This is a genomic window from Vibrio makurazakiensis, from assembly GCF_050337375.1.
Classification (GTDB): domain Bacteria; phylum Pseudomonadota; class Gammaproteobacteria; order Enterobacterales; family Vibrionaceae; genus Vibrio; species Vibrio makurazakiensis.
In genome coordinates this window covers 1-12,863 of the sequence record NZ_JAKJSW010000129.1, presented here as the reverse complement: position 1 = coordinate 12,863, position 12,863 = coordinate 1, and the positions used below count along the sequence as shown (strand labels likewise).

Annotated in this window: 11 protein-coding genes and 1 pseudogene; 4 read left to right on the top strand and 8 right to left on the bottom strand. The window is 40.9% G+C overall.

Going from position 1 to position 12,863, the window contains the following annotated elements; translation table 11 throughout:
- Positions 1 to 1,188: EAL domain-containing protein (locus L4C33_RS14375; RefSeq protein WP_428813112.1), on the top strand; the 1,188-nt coding region annotated here is incomplete at its 5' end.
- 156 nt (positions 1,189 to 1,344) lie between these two features.
- Here L4C33_RS14375 and L4C33_RS14370 read toward each other — a convergent pair.
- The 6 genes from L4C33_RS14370 to L4C33_RS14345 all read right to left on the bottom strand — a co-directional run bounded on the left by L4C33_RS14370 (position 1,345) and on the right by L4C33_RS14345 (position 7,847).
- Positions 1,345 to 2,553 (bottom strand): NupC/NupG family nucleoside CNT transporter, encoded by a 1,209-nt coding sequence (locus L4C33_RS14370; RefSeq protein ID WP_428813111.1) that lies wholly within the window; start codon positions 2,551 to 2,553, stop codon positions 1,345 to 1,347.
- Between the two features lie 353 nt (positions 2,554 to 2,906).
- The gene (locus L4C33_RS14365; protein ID WP_428813110.1) at positions 2,907 to 3,413 is read right to left on the bottom strand and encodes a YgjV family protein; all 507 of its coding nucleotides are present in this window, start codon (positions 3,411 to 3,413) and stop codon (positions 2,907 to 2,909) included.
- 103 nt (positions 3,414 to 3,516) lie between these two features.
- Positions 3,517 to 4,665, bottom strand: a complete 1,149-nt coding sequence (locus L4C33_RS14360; protein ID WP_428813109.1) for a conjugal transfer protein TraF — start codon at positions 4,663 to 4,665, stop codon at positions 3,517 to 3,519.
- Positions 4,666 to 4,864: 199 nt separating this feature from the next.
- On the bottom strand, positions 4,865 to 5,917 hold the full coding sequence (locus tag L4C33_RS14355) for a TRAP transporter substrate-binding protein (protein ID WP_428813108.1): 1,053 nt from the start codon (positions 5,915 to 5,917) through the stop codon (positions 4,865 to 4,867).
- 125 nt (positions 5,918 to 6,042) lie between these two features.
- The gene (locus tag L4C33_RS14350) at positions 6,043 to 7,317 is read right to left on the bottom strand and encodes a TRAP transporter large permease (RefSeq protein ID WP_428813107.1); all 1,275 of its coding nucleotides are present in this window, start codon (positions 7,315 to 7,317) and stop codon (positions 6,043 to 6,045) included.
- Entirely contained in the window at positions 7,314 to 7,847 is a 534-nt protein-coding gene (locus L4C33_RS14345; protein ID WP_428813106.1) for a TRAP transporter small permease, read from the bottom strand. The genes L4C33_RS14350 and L4C33_RS14345 overlap by 4 nt, the downstream gene beginning before the upstream one ends.
- 682 nt (positions 7,848 to 8,529) lie before the next feature.
- Here L4C33_RS14345 and L4C33_RS14340 point away from each other — a divergent pair.
- Both L4C33_RS14340 and L4C33_RS14335 read left to right on the top strand, forming a co-directional pair.
- Positions 8,530 to 9,924 (top strand): O-antigen ligase family protein, encoded by a 1,395-nt coding sequence (locus L4C33_RS14340; RefSeq protein WP_428813105.1) that lies wholly within the window; start codon positions 8,530 to 8,532, stop codon positions 9,922 to 9,924.
- 170 nt (positions 9,925 to 10,094) lie between these two features.
- On the top strand, positions 10,095 to 10,622 hold the full coding sequence (locus L4C33_RS14335; RefSeq protein WP_428813104.1) for a putative adhesin: 528 nt from the start codon (positions 10,095 to 10,097) through the stop codon (positions 10,620 to 10,622).
- Here L4C33_RS14335 and L4C33_RS14330 read toward each other — a convergent pair.
- A complete protein-coding gene (locus L4C33_RS14330; RefSeq protein ID WP_428813103.1) occupies positions 10,615 to 10,740 on the bottom strand; it encodes a hypothetical protein in 126 nt (41 codons plus the stop codon). The two genes, L4C33_RS14335 and L4C33_RS14330, sit on opposite strands and share 8 nt — an antisense overlap.
- Positions 10,741 to 10,898: 158 nt before the next feature.
- On the opposite strand from L4C33_RS14330, the gene L4C33_RS14325 reads away from it, so the two are divergent.
- The gene (locus L4C33_RS14325) at positions 10,899 to 11,801 is read left to right on the top strand and encodes a LysR family transcriptional regulator (RefSeq protein ID WP_428813102.1); all 903 of its coding nucleotides are present in this window, start codon (positions 10,899 to 10,901) and stop codon (positions 11,799 to 11,801) included.
- Positions 11,802 to 12,085: 284 nt separating this feature from the next.
- Here the strand turns inward: L4C33_RS14325 and L4C33_RS14320 are convergent.
- A pseudogene (locus L4C33_RS14320) lies at positions 12,086 to 12,175 on the bottom strand (NADH:ubiquinone oxidoreductase); the annotation flags it as partial.
- Positions 12,176 to 12,863 lie beyond the last annotated feature (688 nt).

The following is a 12,863-nucleotide window of genomic DNA, read 5'->3' as shown; positions in this document are numbered from 1 at the left end:
GTGTTGATTTTGAGTATTTTTAACATCAATGAACCCGTCATCTACGGCTTGCCAATTATGTTCAATCCAATACTCATCATTCCTTTTTTACTCGTTCCGGTTTTCAGTTTAGTTATTGCCTATTTCGCAACTTATATTGGCTGGGTYCCTCCAGTATCAGAAGTCATGAGTTGGATGACTCCTCCTTTGGTTAGTGGCTACATAGGGACAGGAAATTCAGTGGAAGGTGCACTGCTTCAGCTCGTCATTATAATTTTGGGTGTCTTGGCTTATCGTCCATTTTTAAAGCAAATGGAAGACTTTGGCACAGTAAGTAATATCTTTTCAAACTCAGTTTCAAAAGCCTTTACAAACGAACCTCAGCACGACCTTTCGACACAAAGTATCAGTGCATTTGTTCCTCAGCTCTCTAATAATATTTCAGCACAAAAACTACTTACAAAGCTAAGAGATACTGGAGAATTCATACTCTACTACCAGCCACAATATGATATTCAAACCCAACGAGTGATCGGCGTTGAGGCTCTTATTAGACATAAAAGTGAAACTGGGGTCATTACCCCTCCCTACTTTCTAACCGCATTTTCACGCTTAGACCTTATGCAGGAATTAGATTTGTGGGTGATCGAAAAAACGTTGTCCGAAATGGAAATATTCTGTGAAGAACCCAATTTTAAGATATCGATCAATATATCTCCTGATACTTTGCTCATTAATAACTTTGATTTACACGTCAAAAAACTATTGGGCCAAAGCAAAATAAATGTGAACCAAGTAGAACTAGAAATCACCGAAGATGTACTAGTTAAAGATGAGCATAAAACCAAAATAGTTGTGGATAGCTTAAGAGCAATGGGCATTACCATTGCACTGGATGACTTTGGCTCAGGTTTTTCATCACTAGGACATTTGTGCAAATTTGAGTTCGACAAGGTGAAAATTGATCGCTCATTTGTGCTAAATCTCTCAACCGAAAAAGGCCAGGAAGTTTTCAGGTTAACCTGTCAGCTAGTCAAAGTTGGCGGAGCGAGTGTTGTTGTTGAGGGTGTTGAAGAGCAAAGTGAATTGGACTTTATTTCTGAGCAAGGGGTTTCTATTGTTCAAGGATTCTATTTCTATAAACCTATGCCTTTTTCAGAACTAATTCAGTTGAATCAGTTCAATAATATGAAAGTTCTTAGACAGTGATTTTGCCCAGTAGGTTAAAAGGGAGAAAGGACAATTTACGCTCTTTAAACTAAAAAGGTATACACCGACAGAAGCCATCGTTGTATACCTTAATATTTCGCAGTTCATAGGTACTCTAAAAATACCTTAAAGAGAGCTGCGCTATGTAAGTACGATCTATAGCAGAATAAAAATACCCGCTAGGCATGCACTCATTAAGTTTGCCAGGGTGCCAGCAGCAACCGCTTTCAAACCTAAGTTCGCCACTTCAGAACGGCGCTCAGGTGCGATGACACCAATAGAACCAAGCTGAATCGCGATAGAACCAATGTTGGCAAAACCACATAGTGCAAACGTAATGATCACTTGGCTATGCTCAGATAGCAGCGCTTTGTTTTCAACGAAGTCGATAAACGCTACGAACTCATTCATCACCACTTTTTGACCAATGTATGAGCCAGCCATTAGTACTTCATGACTAGGAATACCAATCAACCAAGCTAGCGGAGCAAATAAGTAACCAAAAATAGCTTGTAGAGTAATACCACTCATTCCAAACATTTCAGCAGCATTTTCTAGTCCAGTGTTAACCATCGCAATGACACTCACGAATGCAATTAACATCGTACCGACTGCAACAGCCACTTTCATACCGTTCATCGCACCGCTCGCAAGAGCATCAATGACGTTACTTTGATCTGCTTTATCTAACTCAATATTGTCATAGTCACATGGTACACCACGCTCAGGGACAATAATTTTCGCCATCATCAAACTGCCTGGAGCTGCCATAAAACTTGCTGCAATCAGGTATTTCAGCTCTACGCCTAGGCCTGCGTAACCACCTAAAACACTACCGGCAACTGATGCCATACCACCAGCCATAACCGCAAATAGCTCAGAACGCGTCATTGTTGCTAAAAATGGGCGAATAAGCAGCGGAGACTCACCTTGCGATAAGAAGATATTACCCGTAGCAACCAAAGACTCTGCTTTACTTGTACCTAACAGTTTTTGCACTGCACCACCCAAAATTTGGATGACTTTTTGCATAATACCGAGGTAGTAAAGCGCTGAAATTAGAGCACTAAAGAAGATAATGATTGGTAGTACGCGAATAGCAAAAATGAAGCCAGTATTCGCGAGGTCGCCAAATAAGAAGGCGATACCAGCATCAGCAAAGCCTAGTAGGCTAGAAACGCCATTACTTAAACTTGTTAAGGCAAGTTGACCCCAAGGGAAATACAACACTAGAGCAGCAAAAGAGACTTGAAGAAGTAATGCTCTTAGCACTGTTTTCCATCGAATTGCAGAGCGGCTTTCAGATAGCAGGTATGCGCAAGCCATCAGCGCAATAACGCCGACTAAACCAAATAAAATATTCATGATATGTCCGTTAAACCCTTATAAAGAAAGCATCAAAAAAGCGAATGACGCTAAAGGAGCAGGACAAAGAACCGCGAGCAGAGCGCTTCGCGACGTAGCTAATAACAACAAGTTGTTCATGTAAAAATCACCTTAYACAAGCATTGGAACGCAGCTGGTCCGGTCCGTGGGGTCATTCACATATCCATGTGACGGCTTGTATTGGGCTAAGCACCGGCTTAGAACCGGAAAAGAAGTATAGATAAATAAACGAGACTTTCATCACATATTTTTAGGCAATCGTTCGCGCGGTCAGTTATTCACCGATTTGAGTGAAATTCACATGAAAATGTCGGCTCATTGAGAGCCGTTACCTAAGTTGAAGGCTCGGAAAGGGCTCGTTCAGAGCGATAAATACGAAATGATGTGATGAGATTCATGACAATTAATGTGCTCTCCAACAGGATGCCTCCGATTGATCCCATCAAAATATTGTTAGTCAGCCAACATAGAGCACCGCATAACATTCCGAACCTTAGCGGTATTCCTTTCAAGTTGAAGATAGAATAAGTGCCAATTGTCGTACCAAGAATCGCAAAAATTTGTACCCAACTAGATGCTAGGTAAGTACCTACGCTCACCAAGACTAAAATCGTCAGCCAACATAATAATTTGCCTGAATATTTAATCGCGATACCTGTTCGAACTAACGACAAACTCGTCGAAAAAGCTGAAGTCATACTGCCTAGCAGTAAGAAATGTAGTGTATGAACAGAATAAAAGGCCAGCATATACAGTTTGAGCTTATGGTCATCTTTTTGCCAAAACGACAACACACCTAACGTAAAACTTCCAAAACCAACCCACTGTGCGATATCCAAATTATTACCCTCTTCCTTTGTTGTTATATTGAAATATTACGTCCATATAAAAAGCCCCCTGATATGGGGACTTTTTATATGGCTTTATGAATAACGATTTACATCAAAACGTAAATGCTAGATTCCCCGAAGCACCGAACTGGTTGTCACCGGCGTAAGTACCTGCAAGGTCAAGGCTAACAACGTCCCAAGGGCTGATACCTATACCTGCAGTAAAAGCGTTATCGACTGTATCTTCAATATCGATTTCGTAACCCGCTCTTAATTGAGCCCAGCCCCAGGCATCCCCTTCGACACCAAAACGGATAAACTGGGTATCATCATTAACATTGGTAAAACGCTCTTGGCTGGTTAAATCAGCATCTGCAGCCAAGGTAAAAAATTCATGGGAATAAGCAAAGCCCAAGCTCGCTTGAGYATTTAACTTATATACACCGGTATTACCCTGTGAAAATCTCACTTCCTGTGCCAATACATCTTTTATCGCTAATCCGACTCGGTAATTATCGCGATACCAAACCGCACCAAGATCGAAGTTAAATGCATTTTCGGAAATTTCAGATTGGTCATAGTCATCCAAATCAAACGTTTCTATCGTTGAGCTTGCCGAGTAAGTCGTCAACTCTTGGAATTTTGGTGATATACCAAATGAAACACGCTGATTTTCAATAACAAACTCTTTAGCAAAAGAGACCCCTATTTCAGTGTAACCAAACGCAGCCATGGATACCGTAGAAGCGTTATATCTGTCTTCAGTAGTATTGATACCTGCATCGGTATAACTTGCTATATCTGACAAAGCGATTAATTCAACATAGCCGCGGGTAAATATATTGGCAGACACTTGTTTCAATGGAATCGCAACGGCAATCCCAGCCCCTCCGGTCACTGTAATTGGCGAGTTATTCGTCAATTCATCCATATAGCGATTCAGTTCGGCTTCTATAGCCGGGGTGGGATTATTTTCAAAGCCACTGATCGAATCCTGCAAATCATCAATCGTTTCTAACGACTCATCTTTATCCCTAACCCTTATACCAATCGCTGGGATTAACAGGCCAAACTTATCACTTTCTCTAGCATTCGAACCTAGAGCCGGATTATAAAAAGGTGCAACAAGATAATCGGCCGAAGCCACCCCTGTATTACCCATCGCATTACCACGCCCGTCAGCCACGTGGTTAGCAGCCTGAGCTGACATCGCGACGCAAGCACAACCCACTGCTAGCGCCATTTTATTTAGCTGTTTCATATCCATATCAACCTTATTGTTTTAATAGCACTTTAAGGTTAGTTCATGGCATGAATAAAACCATAAATCGGCTATACAAACGTACCGTTATATAGATAAAACTTATTACTGTGTGATCAAAGCTAACCCTCTAATTTTCATAAATTAAAGCTCCGACCTAGGTCAGAGCTTTAAAACTAGTGAGCTATTACAGTCGTAGTTACTGTAGGTAAGTCGAGTTGTTCGCTTTTTCAACTTCACTCAAGAATAGATCTAGCAGCTCTGAACCTTTCTCGCCGTGAGTTTCACGAACGTACTTTTTAACACCAGGCTGAGTCGCTTGACGCATACTGTCACGTTGCTCGTTAGTCAGAGAGTTGATCTTCATCTTTTTCTTCAGACCAGCAAGACCACGGTCATCAGAAGCTTCAATTAGACGAGACAAACCACGGTTAGCACTTAGAGCGATTTCTACCGCGTCTGCAACAATCTTCTTCTCACTTTCTGTTAGGCCATCGTAGAAGTCTTTGTTGACCATAAACGTGTACGGTGCAAATAAGTGGTTAGTCAACGTTAGGTATTTCTGAACTTCGTTAAACTTCGCAAAAGAAACCGTTGGTACTGGGTTCATTTGACCGTCAATTACGCCTGTTTGTAGTGAAGAGTACACCTCACCCCATGATAGTGGGTATGCCTCTGCACCTAAAGATTGGATGATCTTTTGGTGTGTTGGCAGTGTCATAGTTCGGATACGTAGGCCTTCGAAATCTTCCAAGTTTTCAATTGGGCGCTTCGAGTTAGTTACAGAGAAGAAACCGCCTGTATCAGGGAAACCAAGAACTTTTACGTCTTTCATTTCAGCTTCGATATCACGAGCTAGAGCAGTACCAAACTCACCATCAAGTACTTCATACGTTGACGCGTTGTTATCAAATGCAAATGGAACATCAAGCACACCAATTCGTGGGTAGTAACCTGCTAGCGGACCAACAGGTGAAAGCGTACCTTGCAGCTGACCGTCACGAACCATTTGAATATGCTCTTTCGCATTACCTAGCTGGTTGCTTGGAAATACTTGAACTTTGATTTCGCCGTTTGTTGCCGTTTCTACGATGTTTTTAAATACACCAGTAAACGCGTGTGCAGGGTTTTCCATAATGTCTGCTTTGTTATCGTGACCGATACGTAGGACTTTTTCAGCCATCGCAAAAGGGGCAGTAACAAAACTAGCAGCAAGAGCAGCGGCAACAAGAGTTTTCGTTAAAGTTTTCATATTGACTCCATTACTATGAATTATCTTTGTTTTATAGGGTGTTTCAGTTATTACATCTTTATAAAGGTGGGGCTCTGGGGGGAGCCCTCCCGGTATTTAGTATTCAACGACCTGTTTGTTTTCAGTTAATACCCAAGTAGTCGTGGTATGAACAAAACAATGTCAGGGAAGAAAGCAATTGCGAACAGTAGAATTAATTGACCGATCAGGAATGGCATTAACTCTTTCGAAATTCCCTCTATTTTGGCTCCAGTAACGGAGGAGAGAACAAACAAACATGCGCCTATTGGAGGTGTCATCAAGGAGATGTTCAACGCCAAGATAAATACGATGCCAGCGTGCAGAGGATCCATACCAATTTCAGCCGTTAATGGGACTAGAATTGGCGCCAAAATAACTAGCATCACGTTGATGTCCATGATCATGCCCACTGTTAGAAGCAACACGATGATCAACGCAAGAATTACGTTTGGATTGTCAGATAAAGTGATGAACATATCTGCAATCATTTGTGGAATTTGATTAAAGCTCAACCACCAGCCAAGAATCGAAGCTGAACCAATGATTAGGTAGATTACTGCTGAAATTTGCGAAGTACGCACTATCATCTTGTACAGCGCTTTAATCGATAGGTTACGGTAGATGAACGTACCAATAATCAATGCGTAAGCGACAGCAATCGAAGCAGCTTCTGTCGGGGTTACAATCCCGAAAACAATGCCACCAAGAATAATAAGAGGCATAAGTAGAGCAAGCGCCGAATTCTTAAAGTGATCCAATACTTCTTTAAGTGATGCTCTTTGGCTCATCTTAGGCAGATTTTTACGCTTACCCATCGCTGCAATAATTGCCATACACACTAGACATACCAAGATGCCTGGTAGAATACCTGTTGCAAACAAACCACSAATCGATACGCCCATTAGCGRGCCGTAAACAACCATCAAACCTGAAGGTGGGATCGTAGGACCAATGATAGAACCCGCAGCAGTTACCGCGCATGCATAATCTTTGCTATACCCCTGCTTAACCATTGCAGGAACAAGCGTACGACCAAAGGCTGCAGCATCAGCTGTTGCCGATCCTGTAATACCAGAGAAGAATACCGAAGCGACCATGTTTGACTGAGCTAAACCACCACGGAAGTGACCTACCAAGGCTTCAGACAAGTAAACAAGTCGGTTTGTAATACCAGTGTGGTTCATAATTTCACCCGCTAGGATGAAAAATGGCATAGCTAGAAACGGGAATATGTTTAAGCCGTTAAAGATTTTACTCGGAGCCAATGAAGCAAAGTGAGCTCCACCAATGTCGTGCATCCCGACTAAACCCGCCACCCCTAAAGCAATAGCTATTGGAGCGCCAAGCAACATTAATGCTGCGAATAGAATACCAATCATGATTGCTCTCCTTGAATCGAAACAGAGGTATTAGAAAAACTCAATTTGAAGGCGTATATATCTTCTAGCCATACAAGGAATGACTGAAAAGCAGATAATGCAAAAGTCACAGGAATAGCGGCATAGGCATAAGACATCGGCATAGCAAATACGGTGGATAGCTGATTAGCCCCTTTTTCTGCAAAGGCGTAACCGAGATACGCAATGTATGCGAAAAATGCAGTGGTTAGTGCCCCAACGAAAAGCTTGATGATGCGTTGTGTCATCATAGGAAAACGTTTGGTCACAAACTCTAGTCCCATATGTTCACGCCCAGCAGTACAGCAAGGTACCGCCATTAAAATCGCCCAAATCATGATGTAACGCGCCATCTCTTCAACCCAAACAAGTTGTAGCTTGAGCAAGTAACGATCAAGCACCCCTAGCCAAACATCTAAGATAAGTAATGCAGTTAAAATCCCGACACATAATTGATTGGCTTTGTTCAGCCGATTCTTCGTCGTTGTAATAATGTTGCTTGGTAAAGTCATTAACTTTGGTCCTTCCTTTTGACAACTTCCCATGGAAAGCTCACTTACGAATAACAAGTGCTTCACACCAGTTACGATTACCTTACATAGTGTTTATCTGTATGAAAACGACCTTGCTCACAAAAACCAACAAGAGTGATAGTTTCTAACATACAGAACGGCGAATAATTTCAAGCCATTGTTTTTAAAAGAAAAACTTAATTCACAACCATTAACAACCGACACCAGCAGGTTTGAAAGTAACATAACTCATTAACTTATTTATCAGTTACTTAGCGATTTATAGCTATAAATACAAGGAAAAGTAACCTTGTTAGTTTTGTTGTTTTCTTTGAATTAGGTCACATGCGTTTATTCGTATTAGTAGAGAATTAAAGGTAGGAAATTCTTGTTTCATAATGACGATAAATAACAAAGAGACACGCGCATACAGCGGATTTTTAGGGGGGCGTTGGCAAAAAGAAAAAGTAGAATAATTAAATGGCGCTACAAGTGTTAAAACTCACCAGTTCAACAATTTAAAGTCGTAAACTACACATGCCTGACAGTATCAAGTTGCAAGTCAATTTGAGACTTTTGAGTTTGAACTAAAAAATCATCATAAAATCAACACGTTAATTACAACCAACGTTGGCGTAGTACTTGCTGTTAACTAACTATACGTTTTAATGGCAAAGTGACTATGCAAACAACAGAACCAATAAGGTCTATCAAAGCTGGAGCTTACACACGTTTCTTATCCATTTTACTGTGTGGCTTAATCGGCTTCGCCTGGTATTTTATTCCACACCCGATCATTGCTGTTGCAATGGGTATCATTCCAATCGGAATCTTATTCACCCTGCACTTTCCTGTGCCTATCGGACTCATGTTCATTGTGTTTTCATTCTTTAGAATTCATGAGGCAATACCCGCTTTATACTCTCTCCACATCCCTTTCATGCTGTCACTTGCTACCATCTCAACGCTACTTTGGCACATCATCATTAGCCAAAAAATAAAGCCTTATAAGCGTCCTGAAATGACCGCGTTCTTCATATTTTTTATGTTAGTGCTCATCGGAATCGTGTTCGCGGCTAACAGAGCTGAAGCAATGAACTACTTCAAATCAATCTACGTAAAAATAGGCATCATGACCCCCCTACTGTCTTGGCTACTTACCGAAGTAAAACATTTCAAGCTGGCATTGATAATGGTGACCATCAGTGGCGTTGCGGTTGGTACTGTGGCGATCTCTAATAAAATGAATGGGATAGGTTTAGTCGAAGAAACACGAGTCACGATTGGCCGAGACTTTGGTTCAGTACTGGGGGATCCAAATGATCTTGCACTCGTATTGCTCTTTCCGTTCTCGTTTGCGATTTCATTATTAATCACAAAAGGGACTAGCCTCCCGTTACGCCTTCTAGGGTTGATAGCAGCCATAACACTATTCTGGGCAATCATTGCGACTCAAAGCCGAGGGGGATTACTTGGTATCTTGTCGGTACTTGGGCTCATCGCATATCGCAGAGTCAAATCCAAGGTATTGCTGTTTAGTGCTGGTGCACTATGTGCTTTAGTATTATTTACAGTTGCGGGCGTTAGTGGAAGGAAATCAGGCGGTGCAGCCGAGGATGGGATTGATGAATCTGCAATGGGCCGAATACACGCGTGGGATGCCGCAATTGGGATGGCACTAGATAACCCATTAACAGGTGTAGGCATRAATAACTTTTTCTTCAATTACTTCTTCTATAGCACTTTTTGGGACGGTCTCAATCACGCCGTTCACAGTACTTGGTTTGGTGTATTGGCAGAGACCGGATTTCTAGGGCTATTTGTATTTTTAAGCATGGTGATCATTACTTTTAAGTCATCACGAAATTCATTGAATACCGTATCAGCCAACCCAACTAAATTCTCCCCAACCATTAAAGCTATCAGTGAAGGTAACTTTGTTGGTATGGCATCTTTCTGCGTCTCAGGCACTTTCTTAACCCAAGGCTTCACTTGGCCTCTTTATATACTCATCGCCCTTACAGCGGCAGTAGCACACTACGTCGACAATCATAAAGCCGGAGATTATGGAAGATGACCCCTTATCAACGTGTCCTCCATACACGTTTACTTTTACATTTTGGGCATATGTCACTATTTGAATAAAAATCCGCCAGACAAATACTGAACACATACGAAAGCGCATTATGCTTATTCCATAAAGACGGTTATATAAATTCAACGCTATTACAAATGGAGAAGTAATAAATGCAAGACGTATATTTGATCGGTCACGGCTTCATGGACGCACAAGATACAATCAAACTGTCAGTTCCTTTGCAAACATATGTTAAAGATGGGCAAATGCTGGATGGAAGAAAAACAGCAGCTGTCGTTGATGGCGGCCCAAAAGCCTACAAAATCACGTCTACGGACGAAGAATGGAAAGTAACACCGGCAGGGATCTCAGTAAAAGAGCATTACTTATGTGGWGATATGGCGTCTTATAGTGATGTAAATAAAACGAAAAAGTGGCAAACGAAAGGAATGGGCTCTCGCCAGGAATTAGTCGATGGTATTTTGTTTACCTTACCTGGTGGGGACTATCTTTTCTTCACTAGAAATAACCAAGCTGTAAGGCTGTCTAATATTATCAATGGTATAAGAGGCAAGCTGGGCACTAACTTCCAGATACATTGGACTGCATGTCGCTCAATCATCCAGGGCAATGGCAACGACCAAAAACTACAAGCGATTAATGGCGGCGACTTAGTCAATGCCCAAAGCCTCAGATAACACCTACATCTGAAACAAGTTCAGAGTCAGAATTCACCGTTGGAATATTTGCACTACCTTCGGTGAACACCTCCCCTTCCAGAGCAACAAACAATAAAAAGTGAAACAAGTTTTCCATGCTGGCTTTATATAACTTTTAAAGCCATTTTCATTTGGGATAATTACGTATTCAATTAGACATTTCAGTTGTTAATAAAGCCTACTGAAGTTTAAGATTCAACACCTATGAGTTAGTCTTAACAGACGCCCGCCCTACCAATACAGATTGGAACTCAAATGATTGCTGACCTAAATTTGCTTCGTCTCATCTTGATTCTTAATGAAACTCGACAGACCGTAACTGCAGCCAAAGTGATGAACGTTAGTCAACCAACCGTCAGCGTTATGCTCAAAAAACTTAGAGACCAATTTGATGATGACCTATTCATTCGAAATAAGAATAATTTGGAACCGACACCTAAATGTCTGCTCTTGATTGAATCTTTGCCCCCACTCTTAGAACAGCTTGATAATTTAAGTATCTCTAAAGAAAGCTGGGATATAAGAGACTTCAAAGGTGAAATTCAACTCATGCTCCCATCGCCTTTAATGGTTTGTGTTGGCTCTCCTTTACTTACAGAGCTAACATCATTAGCACCAAACTTGACGGTACAGTGCACCCCCTGGGTAAACGACACAGCTAAAGCTTTAGAAACAACGAGAAAAGCCTGGGGCGTTAGTTATCTACCTATGGACACCAACAAAACACTGTGTGAAAGGGAACTGGGCGACGATAAGTTTATGCTTGTGATGAGAACAGGCCATCCAATAGTTAGTAATTCATTGAATGAAGTGCTGCAGTATTCACTGTGTGCCAACGTCATTCCGGGATATATACAACCGACCAAAGCCGAAATGCTAATCAAAAAGTATGACTTAAATAAACATATAAGTATAAGAAGCAATAACATCAGCTTAATGCTCGATGTCGTAAAAAATAGCGACTTTATATGCATAACATCCACAAAGTGTATACCAATGTTAGATGAAGAATATCGATATTTAGATCTTCCTCCTGAACTTCGAAAGGATACGTTCAGGCGCCAGTTTTCGCTATTCACCCATCAAGCGAACCGAAACCACCCTTTTACAGATTGGCTTCATGAAAAAATAATTGAACTAACAAATCAAAGTAAATAGTGTCTGCACACCTCGCCTTAGTGCAATCTGTATTAAATAATCAAATTATCACTATTACACTTATTTGTACTCGCCCACGATATGATGATAGCTCCACAGCACGGTAGGTTGTGAAGAACTCAAGTTACTCTAGGTTCATAGAGATAACTTTTCATAGACTCAATGGTTACTGCTAAGGAAAGTGCTGCAATCATTGCAATTGGAATTCTGGGAATGCTGCATTTCTTTTTAGGGGTCGGTTCAGGCTGTATCGCAATGTATTTTTTGTATGTGAAATGGATGATCAAGTATAAGCCAAGAAGAAAAGAATGTAGATGGTCGGCTGCTGCGAAACCACCAGAAACTGACAGCACTAAAATTAAAATTAATTTGATCATATTAGCCTCACATTAAATCTAGAAATGCATCCTTTCATATTTGCAATCTCATTTTGCGGGCTATTCTCCTTGTTTTTTGGAACTTTTCAAGAGCAAAAAAGCAACAAGATATGTACAAAAAACAATCAACCCATTCCAATTTACAAGGTATTAACAAATGCTTTTTGCAGAAATACCGCGATTACTGGCATCTTCTTATCAACTTCTGAAAATGAGTTATTTTGTTACATAAAATTAACCTTGAAAATATTTTGAATATTTTTGACACATTGTGATCAATGCACACTGATCTGACCAGAATGGCAATTCTTTCACCGAAAGCCCGTTTTATCAGGGCTTTCGGTGATTAGTTAACAGTCTCAACATCGATCCAACACATCAACACAACCTCATGAAAACATTTATTTAACACAGTAAAATTAATTCCATAATTGCCCTAAAAAGAGATTCCAATCACATTTATATTGGTTATAATCCGCGCTCTTTTGCGGCATCTGTTGATAAACGCAAACTTATTTTGAGAAAACCATCACACTAACCCGTCATTATCTGAATATCTCTGTATTCGATAACGACAAAACTGAGAATGAAAATGAGCAAGATTGATAAAGCAATGCGCATCCTTCTAGCAGGTTTCTGTATCAACCTGTGTCTAGGCATCCTTTATGCTTGGAGTGTATTTAAC

What these genes read in the sequence shown, in the direction of transcription:
- L4C33_RS14325 (WP_428813102.1), top strand. Translation starts at nt 10,899, where the DNA reads ATGATTGCTGACCTAAATTTGCTTCGTCTCATCTTGATTCTTAATGAA.
- L4C33_RS14370 (WP_428813111.1), bottom strand. Translation starts at nt 2,553, where the DNA reads ATGAATATTTTATTTGGTTTAGTCGGCGTTATTGCGCTGATGGCTTGC.
- L4C33_RS14345 (WP_428813106.1), bottom strand. Translation starts at nt 7,847, where the DNA reads ATGACTTTACCAAGCAACATTATTACAACGACGAAGAATCGGCTGAAC.
- L4C33_RS14355 (WP_428813108.1), bottom strand. Translation starts at nt 5,917, where the DNA reads ATGAAAACTTTAACGAAAACTCTTGTTGCCGCTGCTCTTGCTGCTAGT.
- L4C33_RS14330 (WP_428813103.1), bottom strand. Translation starts at nt 10,740, where the DNA reads ATGGAAAACTTGTTTCACTTTTTATTGTTTGTTGCTCTGGAAGGGGAG.